Here is a 15,860-nt window from a genome sequence, read left to right as displayed (position 1 = left end):
CGCCAGCCTCGCCGAAACCGCGATCACCTGCCGCAACCTCGGTGCCGAGGTGTTCGAATGCCTGGCTGACGTCGGCACCGTCGAAGGCGCCCAGGCCAGTGTCGACTGTTGCGTCGAGCACTTGGGCGGTATCGATATCCTGGTCAACAACGCAGGCATGCTCACCCAGGCGCGCTGCGTCGACGTGTCCATCGCGATGTGGAACGACATGCTGCGCGTCGACCTCACCAGCGTCTTCGTCGCCAGCCAGCGCGCCTTGCCGCACATGGTTGCGCAGCGTTGGGGGCGGATCATCAATGTCGCCTCGCAACTGGGGATCAAGGGCGGCGCCGAACTGACGCATTACGCCGCCGCCAAGGCCGGCGTGATTGGCTTTACCAAGTCCCTGGCGCTGGAAGTCGCCAAGGACAATGTGCTGGTCAACGCCATCGCCCCCGGCCCCATTGAGACGCCATTGGTCAGCGGCATCAGCGATGACTGGAAGCGTGCCAAGGCCAGGGAGCTGCCCCTGGGCCGCTTCGGGCTGGCCGACGAAGTGGCGCCGACTGCGGTGCTGCTGGCCAGCGAGCCCGGCGGCAACCTGTTTGTCGGCCAGACCCTGGGCCCGAATTCCGGCGATGTCATGCCATGAGCGGGGTGTAGTCATGTGCGGACTCTGCGGATTGCTCGGCGAAGACCTGCACTGGAGCGACCCCCTGGGCGACGAGTTGCCCAGGCGCCGCGAACGCCTGCGCCGGATCGCGGCGATCAACCAGGTGCTGGCGGTGTTCCGGCTCAAGGTCGAAGACTTCCAGGGTGCGTCCTATCTGCTGCTGGGCGCTACCGGCAAACAGGCCCTGGCCAGCGGCCTGGATCAGCTGTGGCAGGCGGCCCAGGACATGCTCGGTCGTCCGTTGGATCCCCTCGATCCCAAACTGCTCGACCATTTGGAATGCAACCCACTGTAGGAGCGGAGGTATAAAAAATGAGCATCGCTCTCAACGTCATCAGCGGTTTTCTCGGCAGCGGCAAGACCACCTTGCTCAAGCGCCTGTTGCAGGGAGAAAGCCTGGGCGACACCGCGTTGCTGATCAACGAATTCGGCGACGTCGGCATCGACCATCTGCTGGTGGAAGACATCGCGCCGGACACGGTGCTGCTGCCCAGCGGTTGCGTGTGCTGCTCGATCCGTGGCGAGCTGAAGGAGGCGCTGCTGACCTTGCTGCAACGTCGCGAGCGCGGTGAAATCCCGGCATTCAAGCGGGTGATCCTGGAAACCACCGGCCTGGCCGACCCGGCGCCCATCCTCGCCACCTTGAATAACGACGTGCAACTGCGCGGGCGTTTGCACATCGGCCTGGTGATTACCCTGGTGGACGCCAGCCACGCCGTCCTGCAGGAACGCCTGCACCCGGAGTGGCTGGCCCAGGTGGCGGCGGCGGATCGTGTGTTGGTGAGCAAGACCGATCTGGCGGGCGACTGCACGGCACTGCGCGCACATTTGCGGGCACTCAATGCCGGCACGCCGATCCTCGATACCCATGCCATTCACAGCGGCGACCAACTGCTGCTTGGCGAAGGCCTGCGCAGCGCCGAACCGGCCATTGAAGTCAGCCGCTGGCAGTTGCATCAGGCCACCACGGCCAGCCACGGCACCGCGCAAGTGTGCAGCCTGACCTTCGACCAGCCTTTGGATTGGGTCGGTTTCGGGGTGTGGTTGTCGATGCTGTTAAGATGCCACGGCGAACGAATCCTTCGTGTCAAAGGACTGCTCAACGTGAACGCCAGTAACACCCCCATCGTCATTCATGGCGTGCAGCACTGCCTGCATGCGCCGGTGCATCTACCTGCGTGGCCGGGCAGCGACCGGCAATCGCGCCTGGTGTTTATCCTGCGCGGCCTCGACCCTGCGCTGTTGCGCCGCTCCTTCGATGTGTTCTCGCGGCGGTTCGCAGCATGATCACGTTGAGGGTCCTCGGCACGTCGGTCACCTTGCTCGAATGCCTGCGCGTGCGGGCCGAGCAGGAACTGGGTATCCGCCTGGTGTATCAGGTGCACGACGTCGAACAGGCCCAGCGCATCGCGGTGATGCAGCCCGAAAGCTACGACCTGTACGACCAGTGGTTTCACAATGTCGATTTCGTGTGGCCGGCCCGGGCGATCCAACCCATCGACACCCGGCGCGTCGCGTTGTGGCACGAGATCAATGACCTGCCCAAGCGCGGACGCCTGTCGCCCGATGATCGCCTGGGCAGCGGCAGCGTGCCCAGCGAGCGGTTATTCGTGCAGCACGATGGCAGCCTGGGCAGCACGGTTACCGAGCGCATCAGCATGCTGCCCCTGACCCACAACGCCGACAGCTTTGCCTACCGTCCCGAGCGTATGCCCGACGGGTTTTGCCACGGCAATGAAAGCTGGGGCTGGCTGTTGGACCCCGCGTGGCGTGCGCGCACGGCCTTGCAAAGCGACGCCGCCATCGGCGCCCTGGACGCCGCCTTGGCGGTGCAGGGGGCAGGGCTGGCCAGCTTCAAGGACATCGGCAACATGAGCATCGAAGAGATCGATTTGCTGGCCGACGTCCTGGTGCGCAAGCAGAAGGAAGGCCACTTTGCGGCGTTCTGGTCCGATGACGAAGAAGCCGCGCAATTGATGCTCAGCCCCAGCATCGATATCCAGAGCCTGTGGTCGCCGACCTTGATGCGCCTGCACCGCGCCGGGGTGAAATACCGCCTGGCGGTGCCACGTGAAGGCTATCGGGCCTGGTTTGGTGGGTTGTCATTATCGCGCCATGCCCAGGGCGCGGTGCTGGATGCGGCCTATGCTTACTTGAATTGGTGGCTGTCGGGCTGGCCCGGGGCGGTGATGGCTCGGCAGGGCTATTACATCGGTAATCCGGCGCGCAGTCGCGATCACTTGAACCGTGCGGAGTGGGATTACTGGTACGCGGGCAAGCCTGCGCGAGAGCAACTGCCGGGAAGCGATGGTCTGCCGCTGATCGATATTGGCGAAGTGCGCGACGGCGGCTCCTATGAACAGCGCATGGGGCATATTGCGGTATGGAATTCGGTCATGGATGAGCACAACTACCTGGTGCGGCGCTGGGGGGATTTCATGCGGGCCCGGCGAGGCTGACGCGCAGCGTCACGGGATGCATTCCCACGCGGAGCAAGGGAACGAGCCTTCAGCGGCGCAAAGAAAAGGCGGTTACCTGTTGAAGGTAACCGCCTTTTTAATACCGCCAGTCTTGCTTATTCCGGCAGTTTGAACGCCATCACGTAGTCACCCTGCTTGGTGCCCAGGGAGCCATGACCGCCGGCCACGACCAGCACGTATTGCTTGCCGTCCTTGCCGGTGTAGGTCATCGGGGTGGTTTGCGCGCCTGCAGGCAGGCGGCCTTCCCACAGTTGCTTGCCGTTTTTCACGTCATAGGCACGCAGGTACTGGTCCAGGGTGCCGCTGAGGAACGCAACGCCACCGGCGGTGGTGAACGTACCGCCCAGGCTCGGCACGCCCATGGTCAACGGGATCGGAATCGGCGAGCTGTCACGCACGGTGCCGTTCTTGTGCATCCAGATGGTCTGGTGGGTGGTCAGGTCGACCGCTGCCACATAACCCCACGCGGGTGCCTGGCACGGCAGGCCCATTGGCGACAGCAGCGCTTCGAGGATCACGCCGTACGGCGCGCCTTTGTTTGGCTGTACGCCTTGGGTTTCGCTGACGCGCGGGCCTTGCTTGGCGATGTCGGCAGCCGGGATCAGTTTCGATTTGAACGCCATGTAGCTCGGGTTCACGAAGGCGATCTGGCGCACCGGGTCAACCGAAATGCCGCCCCAGTCGAACACGCCGAAGTTGCCTGGGTACACGATCGAGCCTTGCAGCGACGGCGGGGTGAACGGGCCGTCGTAGCGCAGCGACTTGAAGTCGATCCGGCAGATCAGTTGGTCGAACGGCGTCACGCCCCACATGTCACGCTCCTTGAGGGGCGGTGGCATGAAGTTCAGCTCGGACTTGGGCTGGGTAGTGGCGGTGCGATCGCCCGCGACGGCGCCCTGTGGCACCGGGATTTCGTTGAAGGGCACAACCGGCCAGCCGGTGGCGCGGTCCAGCACGTAGATGCTGCCTTGCTTGGTCGATGCCATCACCGCATGCCTGACACCGCCGGCGGTCTTGATGTCGATCAGCGACGGCTGGCCACCCACGTCCATGTCCCACAGGTCGTGGTGGGTGAACTGGACGGTCCACTTCACATGGCCGGTGGCGATGTCCAGGGCGGTCAGGCCGGCCGCGTACTTCTCGGAGTCTTCGGTACGGTCGCCGCCGTACTGGTCGGGCATCTGGTTGCCCATCGGCAGGTAGAGCATGCCGAGTTTTTCATCCACGGCGAACATGGACCACATGTTCGGCGAGTTGCGGGTGTAGGTCTTGCCTTCGGCCAACGGGGTGGTGTCGTGCGGGTTGCCGCTGTCCCAGTTCCACACCAGCTTGCCGGTGTGCACGTCGAACGCACGGATCACGCCGCTTGGTTCGTCGGTGGAAACGTTGTCGGTCACGTGACCGCCGATGACCACCAGGTTCTTGGTCACGGCCGGTGGCGAAGTGGAGTAGTAACCACCTGGGGCGAAGCTGCCGATATTGGCACGCAGGTCGACCTGGCCTTTGTTACCGAAGTCTTCGCACATCTTGCCGGTGTCGGCGTTCAGGGCGATCAGACGGGTGTCGGCGGTCGGCACGAAGATGCGTTTCGGGCAGGCAGTCGGGGCGGCGGCCGGGATGGCCTTGCCGGTTGGCTTCTGCTCGGAAGCGTAGGCGGCGTCATCGTGATACGACACGCCACGGCAGGTCATGTGCGCCCAACCCTTGAAGTTCTCGGCACCCTGGGTGCTGATCTTCGGGTCGAAACGCCAGATTTCCTTGCCGGTGTCCGGGTCCAGGGCAATCACCTGACTGTGCGGGGTGCACACGTACAGCATGCCGTTGACTTTCAGCGGGGTGTTTTCCGCAGTGGTTTCACCGGGATCGCCCGCGCCGGGAATGTCACCGGTACGGAAGGTCCAGGCCGGCACCAGCTTGTGCGCGTTTGCCGGGGTGATCTGGGTCAGTGGCGAGTAACGGTCACCGTAGGCCGAGCGGCCATAGGAGTTCCAGTCACCGTCAGCCTGGCTCGGCGCAGTGTTGGTCATGCCGGCCACGGTGTCGCGGTTCAGTTGGCCGGTCTTGACCATTTCACCCGGGTTGGTGAATTGGCTGGCCAGGGCGGTAGCGCCCGCCAGCACCACGGCTGCGCTCAGCGCACCGGTGCCCAGCGGCGCGGCCTGGCCATGCAGCAACGGACGGCGAAACCACGGCAGCAACATGACGATGCCCAGGGCGAACAGCAGGGCCAGGCGCGGCACCAGTTGCCACCAGTCCAGGCCCACTTCCCACAGTGCCCACACGGTGCTGGCGAACAGCACCAGTGCATACAGGCCCAGCGCAGCGCGGCGGTTGGACAGCAGCAAGACGCCGGTCAGGGCGATGCCGATACCGGCCAGCAGGTAGTACCACGACCCGCCGAGCATGCTCAGCTTGACCCCACCGGCCAGCAAGGCCAGCCCCATGATCAGCAGCAAGACGCCCAGCAACCTGGGCAGCAGGCGGCTTGGGCTTGAGGCACCATCAGTGCTCATAGTGTGTTTCTCCGTTACGTTGGAATTATGTAACCCCGTGCTTCACTCACTGTAGATGACGATTGGGCGCGGGCTTGGTTCATCGTTTTTTTGGTTTTTTCTGTGGATAAACGGGTTATCCACAGACGGGTAACACCCCCCCGGACGCAGGCTGATTTCGGACAGCGCTGTCTTTACGTACAGGGAGATTTGGCAAAATGAGGTCGGCCAGGAAGTGAAGCGTTGCAGATTGTTGCGAAGGATAATGCGGCGGGGCTGTTTGAGGAAGGGTGAATCGCAAGATGCATCATTTCAGATTTGGTAACAGTGACAGATAGTCGCTGCCAGAATAGCCTCTGTAGGAGCGAGCTTGCTCGCGAAAAACCCACTGGCGCCGCGTGTGTTCAGGAAGCACGCGTTATCGTTGACGGTTTTCGCGAGCAAGCTCGCTCCTACAGGGGGATTTGTGGTGTGGGTTAGAAGGTGGTGCGGATGCCGAACTGCACACTGCGCCCCGGTGCCGGCGCGATGTCGCGCAGGATCGAGCTGGCATAGCGCACCGTCTGGTTGGTCAGGTTTTCACCGTTGACGAACGCCAGCCACTGGCTGCCACCCACATTGAAGTGGTAACCCGCGCTTGCGCCGAGGGTGGTGTAGCCATCGGTGCCGCTTTCATTGCTCGGCACGCGCCCCTGGCCGGCGGCATGTTCCACGTCGATACGCGCCTGCCAGCGGTCCAGTTCCCAGAGCAACCCACTGTTCAAGCGCAGCGGCGCAATGCGCGGCAGGGCTTCGCCCGTGTCCAGGTTGGTCGCGCGGGTGTAGTCGCCCGACAGCTCCAGGGCGAACTTGCCGTAGGCGCCTTCGCCGAGTCTCCAGTGATCCTGGGCTTCAAAACCGGCGAAACGCGCGCGTACGCCGGAATAGCTGTACTCGGGAATACCGCCGGCGTCCTCTTCACCTTCGTCGTTCAACGTACGGCCAGTGCCGAGCAGGCCGATGTAATTGGAGAAGCGGCTGTAGAACACGCCGAAGCTGCCTTTATGGGTGCCGTTGTCGAAGCGCAGGGCCAGGTCGCTGGACACGGCTTTTTCCTTGGACAGGTTGGCATCGCCCAATTCGTAGGTGCCGGTGGCGACGTGGGCACCATTGGCGTACAGCTCGTAGAACGTGGGCGCACGCTCGGTGTAGCCCAACGTTGCAGCCAGGGACCAGATCGGCGTCAGGCTGTAAACCGCGCCGGAGGACAGGCTGCCTGCGGTGAAGTCACTGGCCTTGTCGGCATTGGCGAAGCGCGCGTTGCCCTTGGCATCCGGGTCGACGCTGGTGTGTTCCAGGCGCCCGCCGAGGCTGAGCTTCAGGCGTTCGCTGGCTTGCATCTCTTCAAGGATAAACAGTGCACCGGCGTTGGTGTCGGTCTGGGGCACGAAGGCTTCTTCGCCCAGGGCCGAGAACTCGTTGCGGGTCACCTGGGCGCCGACCACGCCATCGAATGGGCCGACAGGCTGGTGACGGGCTTCAACGCGGGCTTCATAGCCTTTGTTCTTGAAGGTTGTACCGGTTTCGCCACCTTCGATTTCGCGGTGTTCGTAGTCGGTATAGCCCGCGTCGAGCTTCACCGAGGTGAACGGCCCTTGCAGGTTACGGATCTCGGACGCGAAGGCGTAGTGCTCCTGCTGCATGCGGATGCGCACATCCTGCTCAGCCGGGGAGCCGTAGTTACTGTCGTAGTTGCTGTAGGACAGCCCCGCGTAGCCGTCATCCCAAGTGTAGGAACCGCCTACGGCACCGCCATCCTGGCGCCCGTCGCTGTTGCCCAGGCGGCCGTTCTTGCCGGGGCCATCCTCGGCGTCGGGGGCATGGCGGCTACGCGCATGGCCCGGGATTTTCAGGTCGTTGAATTCCCGCGCGTTGGCGTCCAGGTGCAAGGCGAAGGTGCCGTCGCCGGCCTCCAGCTTGCCCGCGCTGCTGCGGGTGGTGTCGGCGCCACCGTAGCGCAGTTCACCCGCACCGTGGATGCCTTCGATGGTGGCGGTGGGGATGCGGTTGTCAAAGGTATTGACCACGCCGCCGATGGCGCTGCCGCCGTACAGCAAGGCCGCCGGGCCGCGCACGATTTCAATGCGGTCAACGTTGATCGGGTCCAGCGGCACGGCATGGTCATAGGACAGCGACGATGCATCCAGCGCACCGACGCCATTGCGCAGGAGGCGAATCCGGTCACCGTCCTGGCCACGAATGATCGGCCGGCTGGCGCCCGGGCCAAAGTAGGAAGACGACACCCCCGGCTGCTTGTTCAGGGTTTCGCCAAGGCTGCCTTTTTGCTGCAGGGTCAGCTCATCGCCTTCCAGTACCGTGGTGGGCGAGGCGAGCTGTTCGCTGCCCAGGGGATTGGCGGTGATGATTTGCGGTTGCAGCTCCAGGGCGTGGGCTTCGGAGCAGATCAGCAGGGCGGCGGCGAGCGGGGACAAACGCCAGAAACAGGAGACGGACATCGGACATTCCTTGGCAGGATTTTGATAAGAGATGTTACAATATAACATCTCTTTTTAGGCTGCGAAGGGGAACTTTTGCCAAGCGGCTATATTCAATGCAGTGCTTCCACCGATACGCCCCGTCGGCTAAGGTGCGCGGCTGTGTTTCCTCTCCTGCAAAAGGCCCGGCATGACCGCGACAAGCAACGACCCACTCCACGGCGTGACCCTGCAACATGTCCTCACCACGCTGGTGGCGCATTACGAATGGAGCGGCCTGGCCGAGCGTATTGATATCCGCTGCTTCAAGAGCGATCCCAGCATCAAGTCGAGCCTGACCTTCCTGCGCAAGACCCCTTGGGCCCGTGAAAAAGTCGAAGGGTTGTACGTCAAGCTGATGCGCACCAAACGCCCGTTGGACTGAGCCCATGAAGCGTTATGTCGCAGCGGCCGCGCTCGCCGGTTGGGTGGGACTGGCGATCCAGCAATACCTGATTTTGTATTCGCGCTGGTCCAGCGGCGCGAGCCTGCTGGGCGGGTTGATCAGCTTCTTCAGTTTCTTCACGGTGCTGACCAATACGCTGGTGGTCGTGGTGCTGAGCTACGCGCTGGTCACCCGCGAATCCGCCGCCAGACGGTTCTTCCTCAAGCCCGGCATCTGCGGCGCGATTGCCACCAGCATCGTGGTGGTGAGCCTGGCCTACAACCTGCTGCTACGGCATTTATGGAGCCCCGAAGGCTTTCAGTTCATCGCCGATGAATTGCTGCATGACGTGATGCCGCTGCTGTTTCTGATCTACTGGTGGCGCTGCGTGCCCAAAGGCACCTTGCAGCTCAAGCACATCGCCGGCTGGGTGATTTACCCCGTGGTGTATTTTGGTTATGTGCTGCTGCGCGGGCATTTGCTTGGGCAGTATCAGTACCCGTTCATGGACGTGGACAGCCTGGGTTATCCACAGGTGTTCGTGAATGCGGGGGGGATTTTGGCGGGGTTCATCGTCATTGCGCTGGCGTTAGTGGGGCTGGATAAACGCCTCAAACCACGCTCGATTTAAAGTGGGCACGATCAATGTCTGTAGGAGCGAGCTTGCTCGCGAAACAGTCACAGGCACCGCGCTCATTCAGAAAGTACGCGTTATCGTTGACGTTTTTCGCGAGCAAGCTCGCTCCTACAGAGGGCGGTGTACGCTTAACTGACTGGCATCAGGGCAAGCCGCCTCCCACAGGTTAATCTTCGTCGCTGCCTTCCGCGCGCCAGTAGCCCACGGCCTTGAGGTATTCCTCGTTGACCTTGTGCGTCTCCAGCAATACCCGCCGCACCTGGCGCGACACCTTGGTTTCGGTCGCGACAAAGCTGTACAGCGTGCCGCCGGGCAGCGTCAGGTTGCTTACCACGTCGAGCAGATCCTCCTGGCCGCGCAGCACCCAAATGATTTCAACATCCGCCGCACTTTCCAGTGTCTGTTGCTCGGCGGCATCGGCAATTTCAATCACCGCCAGCACCTTGCGCCCGGCGGGTAATTCTTCAAGGCGTCGCCCAATGGCGGGCAGGGCGGTTTCATCGCCGATCAGCAGGTAGCTGTCGAAGATATCCGGCACGATCATCGAGCCCCGTGGCCCACCGATATGCAGGTGCTGGCCGACTTGCGCCTGCTCGGCCCAGGTCGACGCCGGGCCGTCGCCGTGCAGCACGAAGTCGATATCCAGTTCGCCAATGCCCAGGTCGAAACGCCGTGGCGTGTAATCGCGCATTGCAGGTTGCGGGCCGTCGCCCTTGATGCTGAACGTCGGGCTTTCCAGCGCGGCTTGCTCGGCGGCGTTCTGCGGGAACAGCAGCTTGATGTGATCATCACTGCCCAGGCTGACAAACCCTGCCAGTTCCGGCCCACCCAGCGTAATGCGGCGCATGCGTGGGGTGATATCCACTACTCGCAGTACCTGCAGGCGGCGGCGTTTGATCTCGTGGGTGACGCGATGGATGGTGTGTGTGTTCATTGATCTCTCCCGTCGGCAATGGCTTGAGCGGTGCGATTGAGCAGCGCCGCGACACGAACGATTTCTTCCGGGCTCCAGCGCCCGTGGTGCGAATGCAGGGCATGGCGCAGGTTGTGCACCGCCTCGTGAATTTCCGGTGGGCGGTCGTGGCCGCGCAGCGAGCGTTTGCTGACGTCGATGCGCATGCGCACGCCGTCCAGGGCAACGGCTTGCTCGTTAAGAAAGAGACGACCGGCGTCGGTGATTGTGTAGTGTTTTTTCCCGCCCTGGGCGTCACCGCTGATCAACTCGCTCTCTTCGAGGAAGGTCAGGGTGGGATAGATCACGCCGGGACTGGGGCTGTACGCACCGTCGAAGAGGTTTTCGATGCGGCGGATCAGGTCGTAGCCATGGCAGGGTTGCTCGGCGATCAGCGCCAGCAGCAACAGCTTCAGGTCGCCTGGGGCGAAAACCCGTGGGCCGCGACCGCCGCGTTTTTCAAAGTCACCGCGATGTTCAGGCTTCATGATGGTCCTCCTCTGCGCTCATTTAGATATAACTTAAGATATATCTTGTGGTGTGCGCCAGTCTCTGCCGACCAGCGGTCAGGGCCAGGTTTGCGCACGGCGTGCAACGGCCTTTAGTTGAAAGCTGCTTGGAGGATAATCAAACTAGAGTTATAACTTTAATTAGAGCTGATGCTCGAATGTGCGCCGATGTGCGTGATTATTTGAAACTTGTTTTGTTTGTCTAGTGCAGGTCCTTTCGATGTTTCACGCCCCCTGTATTATGCGCATGTAGTTCAATTCCTACGGACACTTTTAAAGTTTTGGCAAAATGCCATCTTTTTCACGCGGCGCCTGTTTACAAGGGCTACGCGTATATTGGAATGCGCCTGCATACCTGCTTTTAGTTTGGGTCGATTATTGCCTGGCAGCGCACGGTGTAACTAACCGGCGCGGTTGTTCGTTGTTCGAGGATGCTCTTGGCGACGAAAAAATCAATAAGTTTTCCAACTACAGGTATTGACTCCATGTTCAAAAAGTTTGCTGTTGCTGCCCCTCTGGCTATTCTGGCCCTGTCTTCCTCGGTAACAGCCTTTGCTGCCGGAGAAGCCAGCCATACCGTCAACATCAAGGCGACCATCCCGACCACCGTTTTCCACGCCCAACCGCGTGACCCGAACTGGGGTCGTGACGAAACCATGACCTATAACCTGGTCAGCGGCGAGCTGGCGCCCCTGAGCGCGATCTACGACATCAAGAACACCAACGGTTCGGTACACGCCTACATCGAAGGCGGCCCGGCTGTACTGTTCAATGGTGACGCTGCGCAGAACATCGCGCTCACCACCAGCCTCAACGGCGTCACCCTGACCGGCACGCCTCAGGAAGTGGTCAACGAAGCCGACTCCACCCCAGGCGTGGGCGCCGAAATGCGCATCGTCGCGGCCAAGCCTACCGCCACTCAACGCGGCTCCTACACCGCAGTGATGCCGGTGGTATTCGACGCCGTATTGCCGACGCTTTGATGCCAATGCATGCCCGTTGACCACGGGCATTTGCTTGCAGGTCGGCTGATTTCGTTCTCTGTCCGCCGACCTGATTTTTTCTCTCTTGGCATTCAGGGTATCCGTTCATGTTTCCGATGACGCCTATCGCGGCTGCGCTTGTGCTGCTGATGTGTACGAGTGCGTTGGCGGCACCTGCTGCTTCCGGCGCTGCAACCCCCGGCAGTTTGATCGCCCAGGCCCAAGGCCTGCCCGCGGGGTTCAGCGATCACTTTTTCGACGTGCCGCTGGCGGTGCGCGTGGATCTCGATCGGCAACTGCTGGGCGAGGCGCTGATCGTCTTGTCGCGGGATGACCGTGTGACCCTGCTCGAATTTACCGATACCGGCGACAGCAAAGTCCCGGCCGCCACCCGTGATACCTGGCAGGCGCTGCTGGAGAACGGCGTGGCATTGGGCGCCTGCACCCAGACCTGCCCGGAGAAGATGATCTCGGCGTTCTACAACCTGGAAAACTCCCAGCTCGCGATCCTCACCCAGGACGTCGAACGCAGTGATGACACCCCGCGCTTCTACGACCAGCCGCAAGGCGGCAGCCTCGGGTTGATCATCAACAACCAGCTCAACCTCAACGGCAGCCAGGAAGACAGCCTGGGCGGACGCTACGGCTTGCAAGCCAGTTCAAGCCTCGGCAACTGGAGCCAGGTGCTCAACCTGCAACTGGCGCGGCAAAGTGGCGATGAGGAACAAGTACGCCATGCGATCCATGAGCTGTATACCCAGCGTGAACTGGAAGGGCAGTTTTTCCGCCTCGGCCACTTCACCCCCAATTCCGATGGCCTGACCCGTCAACTGCGCAGCTTCGGTGCCAGCCCCGATACGGCGGTGGGCCTGATGTATGGCAGTTCCGACAGCCTGGCCATCAACAACTCCAAACCCAGCGTGTATCCGATCTACGTAACCGCCAACCGCCAGGCAGCGGTTGAGATCTACCGCAACGGCTTGTTGATCAACACCCAGGCCGTGGCGGCCGGGCTGCAAACCCTGGATACCCGGCCACTGCCCGGCGGCATCTATGAGGTTGAAGTGCGCCTGGTGGAGGACGGCCTGACGACCAGCACCACCCAGGAACTGGTGTACAAACCCAGCAACTGGCGCAACGCCGAAGACCGCTGGCGCTACAACGTATTTGCCGGACGCGAGACCAAGCTCCTCAGCAACTGGGATGAGCAGGCCTCGGGCGCGGTGACGGCCGGAGCGTCGCTCAATTACCTGGTGCACCCGCGCGTGATCCTCGGCCTGTCGGCCCGCCAGGTGCGCGAGCAGCTGCAATACGGCGGGTCGATGGACTGGACGGTGGCCAACAACACCAGCGTCTATGCCAACCTGTACCAGACCCAGGAACATGGCACCGGCCTGGACCTGCAAGGGCTCTACACCCTGGGCTCGACCAACCTGGTGTTCAGCCATAACCGCAGCTGGCTGGACACCCGTGACACGTACGAAACCCTACCGGATGGTACGCGCCTGCGCCGCAATACCTTCGTGGGCGAGGCCAGCAACACCGCGTTGTCGGTCAACCACCGGCTCGACGCGAAAAACACCCTGAACATGCGCCTGTCCCACAGTGAGGGCAATATCGAGGGGGCCGGGCTGGACCTGGGCTGGAGTCGCCACGACAACCTGTTCGGCAGCGACGCCAACTGGCGATTCTCGGTGTTCGACCGGCCCGGCAGCGCCGGCACCAACGACGCGCGCAATCGTGGCGTGGATGTGAGCGTGAGTGTCAACCTGGGCACTGAAGGCCGGCAGATTTCCGGCAGCATCGGCACCCGCACGGCCCGAGACGGCGGGCGCGACAACAATGCCTCGGTGACGGTGCGCCAGGACCTCACCGACCACATGCTGCAAAGCGTCTCCGCGACCGCCATCACCGATACCTACGGCGTTGGCCTGTCGGGCATGGCCAGCTTCAATACCAGCGCGGTCAGCGGTGACGGCTTTGTGCAGCGCAGCTCCTTCAACGGTGACCTCAGTGGTGGCTTGAACCTCAACAGCACCTTCGTTGCCGGTGCCGGCAAGATGTTGCTGAGCAGCCAGTACCAGGGTAACGGTGCGGGGATGATCATCGACGTTGAAACCGACCTTGACGCAATCGAACTGCGCGCCGACGACCTCGGTGGTGGCGGTGCGATCCTGCGGCCGGGGCGCAACTACGTGCCGGTCTCGGCCTACAAGAGCAGCAGCGTGAGTTTCGACTTTGAAGGCAACCACCCGCCGGCGGCCAATATTCAACCAACCCGCGCCAGCTATCACCTGAACAAGGGCGGTGTGGACTATCGAAAGATTACCGTGATGAAAACCGTCACTGTGCTTGGCCGGTTGCTGGACGAACGCGGTACACCGCTCAAGGGGCATCACGTGATCAATCACGCCAGCCGTGGGGTCAGCGAGGTGGACGGATTTTTCTCGATGGAAATGAGTTCCAGCGCGCCCACCTTGCAAGTGCGCTACCAAAACCAGCTGCTTTGCCAGTTTCGTTTGGACCCAAGCAATGCGCCGAACGAAAACGACGTGTTGATGATTGGTGACTTGCGCTGCACGCCGGACACCTTGGCCGAAGCGACCTATCACGCCGAAACCGCCGGTTGACGGCGGTTGAAACTGGAGTTCATGACCTTGATTACCGCAACCAAAAAACGCCTGGGCCTGTGTGCGTTAGCGCTGGCTCTAGGCGCTTACAGCCTGCCGGCGCTGGCTATTGTCGAGCAGATCACGGCGGTGTTTCGCCCCGATCCGGCCAACCCGACGAACAACAAATTCGTCAACACCACGCCGCAAAGTGGCTTATGTCCCTGGCACGTTCCAGCCAAGTGCGAGGCGGTCAATACCTTCAGTATTCGTAACACTGCGTTCCGGGCCTATTCCAATGGGCCAATACCGGCGTTCCCCGAGGATCCACGCCAGAGTGCTTATTTCAAGGTGCCGTCGGCCTTTCGCGACCTGCAAGTGAAACACGCCGTTACCGGTCGCACGGAGACGGTGCAGATGCGTATTGCCGGTATCGGTGGCCGGTGGAATGTTTCCTACCCTCCGGGCGTGTCCGGCTGGGCGACGCCAGGTGTGGGTTGGAGCACTTATTGGCGAGGGGCGCCCGCACCGTGTATGCCGATCAATTACATTGCGGCAGGAGCCGCGTTCGCGTTGTTTTTCTGGATCGTCCCGGAGAACGCCGGCGCCTGCAGCGTCACCAACGGTGTGGAGATTCCGCGGTTGAGCTACAGCTCGCTTGAGTACGGTTATGAACTCAAGACGCCAAACCCGTTGGGCATGGACGCCGGTACCTATGAAGGCTCCCTCACCTACACCATGGGGCCGGGCGGTGATATGGATTTCGGCAACGCCATGATCCCCGACGAAACGGCCCTGACCTTCAATTTCATCCTGTCGGTGGAACACGTGCTCAAGGTCGACCTGCCGGCCGGCGCCAATCGCGTCGAGCTGCTCCCCGAGGGCGGCTGGCAAGCCTGGCTCAACCAGGGGCGGCGCCCGTCGCGATTGTGGCGCGACCAGACCTTTGCGATTTCCGCCAGCTCACGTTTCAAGATGACCCTTGAGTGTGGCCTGGTCATCGGCAACACCTGCGGCCTGCGCAACAGCGACGGTGACGAAGTGCCGCTGCAAGTGGCCGTGAGCCTGCCCTATGGCTTGCGTGACCAGCACGACCAAGGCGTCAACAAGCTGCCCCTGCGCCTCGACGGCGTGGGCACCGAACTGTTCCAGCCAACGCAATACGTGAACAACCGCGAGGGCAAGTTGCATTTCGAAGTGGCCAGGGATGACGTCGCCGACATGCTCAAAAAGCCCGGCAGTACCTATTCCGGCGTGGCCACGGTGATCTGGGATTCGGAAGTCTAGCGGGCATTACCCGCATATCGGCTCCCGCAGCGGGCGGTGAGCCGCGTTCAATCAATGAGGCGTAAGCAAACATGAAACATGCAGTGTTAGGGGCTGGGCTGTTGCTCATGTCGTGGGCGGCGCAGGCCGGGCCGGCGATCAATGTCGGCGTGGTGTACGACTACCTGGAAGGCGACCGCAGTTCTTATCTCAAGCGAGTGTTCAATGGGGGCACCAGCACCGCCTTTATCAAGGTCAATGTGCTGGAGATCGTCTACAGCGCCGACGGCACGTCCAGGGAAGTCCCGGTCGCCTCCCTGACCGACGACAAGGGTGGCGCCACCAGCCGCGACGGTCTGATGGCCAGCCCGGCGCGGCTGAT

13 protein-coding genes and 1 pseudogene are annotated in these 15,860 nt (G+C 62.1%); 10 read left to right on the top strand and 4 right to left on the bottom strand.

Annotated elements, in window-relative coordinates; translation table 11 throughout:
• From BFP90_RS00705 to BFP90_RS00690, 4 genes are all read left to right on the top strand, one after another.
• Nucleotides 1–631: SDR family NAD(P)-dependent oxidoreductase (locus BFP90_RS00705; protein WP_065895719.1), on the top strand; the 631-nt coding region annotated here is incomplete at its 5' end.
• Between the two features lie 13 nt (nucleotides 632–644).
• Nucleotides 645–947: a hypothetical protein gene (locus BFP90_RS00700; RefSeq protein ID WP_065885944.1), complete on the top strand. Its 303-nt coding sequence runs from the start codon at nucleotides 645–647 to the stop codon at nucleotides 945–947.
• A 17-nt stretch (nucleotides 948–964) separates the two neighbouring features.
• On the top strand, nucleotides 965–1,939 hold the full coding sequence (locus BFP90_RS00695; RefSeq protein ID WP_065895718.1) for a CobW family GTP-binding protein: 975 nt from the start codon (nucleotides 965–967) through the stop codon (nucleotides 1,937–1,939).
• A complete protein-coding gene (locus BFP90_RS00690; protein ID WP_065895717.1) occupies nucleotides 1,936–3,111 on the top strand; it encodes an ABC transporter substrate-binding protein in 1,176 nt (391 codons plus the stop codon). The genes BFP90_RS00695 and BFP90_RS00690 overlap by 4 nt, the downstream gene beginning before the upstream one ends.
• A gap of 116 nt (nucleotides 3,112–3,227) precedes the next feature.
• Here BFP90_RS00690 and BFP90_RS00685 read toward each other — a convergent pair whose 3' ends face one another.
• Both BFP90_RS00685 and BFP90_RS00680 read right to left on the bottom strand, forming a co-directional pair.
• A complete protein-coding gene (locus BFP90_RS00685) occupies nucleotides 3,228–5,645 on the bottom strand; it encodes a glucose/quinate/shikimate family membrane-bound PQQ-dependent dehydrogenase (RefSeq protein ID WP_065895716.1) in 2,418 nt (805 codons plus the stop codon).
• A 455-nt stretch (nucleotides 5,646–6,100) separates the two neighbouring features.
• Nucleotides 6,101–8,119 (bottom strand): TonB-dependent receptor, encoded by a 2,019-nt coding sequence (locus tag BFP90_RS00680; RefSeq protein ID WP_065895715.1) that lies wholly within the window; start codon nucleotides 8,117–8,119, stop codon nucleotides 6,101–6,103.
• A gap of 169 nt (nucleotides 8,120–8,288) precedes the next feature.
• Here BFP90_RS00680 and BFP90_RS00675 point away from each other — a divergent pair, with 169 nt between their 5' ends.
• Nucleotides 8,289–8,522, top strand: a complete 234-nt coding sequence (locus BFP90_RS00675) for a VF530 family protein (RefSeq protein WP_065885949.1) — start codon at nucleotides 8,289–8,291, stop codon at nucleotides 8,520–8,522.
• Between the two features lie 4 nt (nucleotides 8,523–8,526).
• On the top strand, nucleotides 8,527–9,153 hold the full coding sequence (locus BFP90_RS00670; RefSeq protein ID WP_065895714.1) for a Pr6Pr family membrane protein: 627 nt from the start codon (nucleotides 8,527–8,529) through the stop codon (nucleotides 9,151–9,153).
• Between the two features lie 172 nt (nucleotides 9,154–9,325).
• Here the strand turns inward: BFP90_RS00670 and BFP90_RS00665 are convergent, their stop codons facing one another.
• Nucleotides 9,326–10,093 carry a siderophore-interacting protein gene (locus BFP90_RS00665; RefSeq protein ID WP_065895713.1) on the bottom strand — a complete coding sequence of 256 codons (768 nt, stop codon included), beginning with the start codon at nucleotides 10,091–10,093 and terminating at the stop codon, nucleotides 9,326–9,328.
• On the bottom strand, nucleotides 10,090–10,599 hold the full coding sequence (locus BFP90_RS00660) for a PadR family transcriptional regulator (protein ID WP_065895712.1): 510 nt from the start codon (nucleotides 10,597–10,599) through the stop codon (nucleotides 10,090–10,092). The genes BFP90_RS00665 and BFP90_RS00660 overlap by 4 nt, the downstream gene beginning before the upstream one ends.
• 506 nt (nucleotides 10,600–11,105) lie before the next feature.
• On the opposite strand from BFP90_RS00660, the gene BFP90_RS00655 reads away from it, so the two are divergent.
• From BFP90_RS00655 to BFP90_RS00640, 4 genes and pseudogenes are all read left to right on the top strand, one after another.
• Nucleotides 11,106–11,603, top strand: coding sequence for a CS1 type fimbrial major subunit (locus BFP90_RS00655; RefSeq protein WP_065895711.1), 498 nt, complete (start codon nucleotides 11,106–11,108; stop codon nucleotides 11,601–11,603).
• A gap of 107 nt (nucleotides 11,604–11,710) precedes the next feature.
• Nucleotides 11,711–14,233: a CS1-pili formation C-terminal domain-containing protein gene (locus BFP90_RS00650; protein ID WP_065895710.1), complete on the top strand. Its 2,523-nt coding sequence runs from the start codon at nucleotides 11,711–11,713 to the stop codon at nucleotides 14,231–14,233.
• Between the two features lie 21 nt (nucleotides 14,234–14,254).
• The gene (locus tag BFP90_RS00645) at nucleotides 14,255–15,499 is read left to right on the top strand and encodes a hypothetical protein (RefSeq protein ID WP_065894867.1); all 1,245 of its coding nucleotides are present in this window, start codon (nucleotides 14,255–14,257) and stop codon (nucleotides 15,497–15,499) included.
• Between the two features lie 71 nt (nucleotides 15,500–15,570).
• Nucleotides 15,571–15,860 (top strand): annotated as a pseudogene (locus BFP90_RS00640) (molecular chaperone); the annotation flags it as partial.

It is taken from the genome of Pseudomonas sp. 24 E 13 (assembly GCF_900004715.1).
Classification (GTDB): domain Bacteria; phylum Pseudomonadota; class Gammaproteobacteria; order Pseudomonadales; family Pseudomonadaceae; genus Aquipseudomonas; species Aquipseudomonas orientalis_A.
Note: the sequence above shows the minus strand (reverse complement) of the source record. Positions and strands in the feature narration are given on the sequence as shown.

Excerpts from the sequence above, each read along its gene's own strand:
- BFP90_RS00655 (WP_065895711.1), top strand. The coding sequence starts at position 11,106 with ATGTTCAAAAAGTTTGCTGTTGCTGCCCCTCTGGCTATTCTGGCCCTG.
- BFP90_RS00645 (WP_065894867.1), top strand. The coding sequence starts at position 14,255 with ATGACCTTGATTACCGCAACCAAAAAACGCCTGGGCCTGTGTGCGTTA.
- BFP90_RS00670 (WP_065895714.1), top strand. The coding sequence starts at position 8,527 with ATGAAGCGTTATGTCGCAGCGGCCGCGCTCGCCGGTTGGGTGGGACTG.
- BFP90_RS00680 (WP_065895715.1), bottom strand. The coding sequence starts at position 8,119 with ATGTCCGTCTCCTGTTTCTGGCGTTTGTCCCCGCTCGCCGCCGCCCTG.
- BFP90_RS00690 (WP_065895717.1), top strand. The coding sequence starts at position 1,936 with ATGATCACGTTGAGGGTCCTCGGCACGTCGGTCACCTTGCTCGAATGC.
- BFP90_RS00660 (WP_065895712.1), bottom strand. The coding sequence starts at position 10,599 with ATGAAGCCTGAACATCGCGGTGACTTTGAAAAACGCGGCGGTCGCGGC.
- BFP90_RS00700 (WP_065885944.1), top strand. The coding sequence starts at position 645 with ATGTGCGGACTCTGCGGATTGCTCGGCGAAGACCTGCACTGGAGCGAC.
- BFP90_RS00665 (WP_065895713.1), bottom strand. The coding sequence starts at position 10,093 with ATGAACACACACACCATCCATCGCGTCACCCACGAGATCAAACGCCGC.
- BFP90_RS00650 (WP_065895710.1), top strand. The coding sequence starts at position 11,711 with ATGTTTCCGATGACGCCTATCGCGGCTGCGCTTGTGCTGCTGATGTGT.
- BFP90_RS00675 (WP_065885949.1), top strand. The coding sequence starts at position 8,289 with ATGACCGCGACAAGCAACGACCCACTCCACGGCGTGACCCTGCAACAT.
- BFP90_RS00685 (WP_065895716.1), bottom strand. The coding sequence starts at position 5,645 with ATGAGCACTGATGGTGCCTCAAGCCCAAGCCGCCTGCTGCCCAGGTTG.
- BFP90_RS00695 (WP_065895718.1), top strand. The coding sequence starts at position 965 with ATGAGCATCGCTCTCAACGTCATCAGCGGTTTTCTCGGCAGCGGCAAG.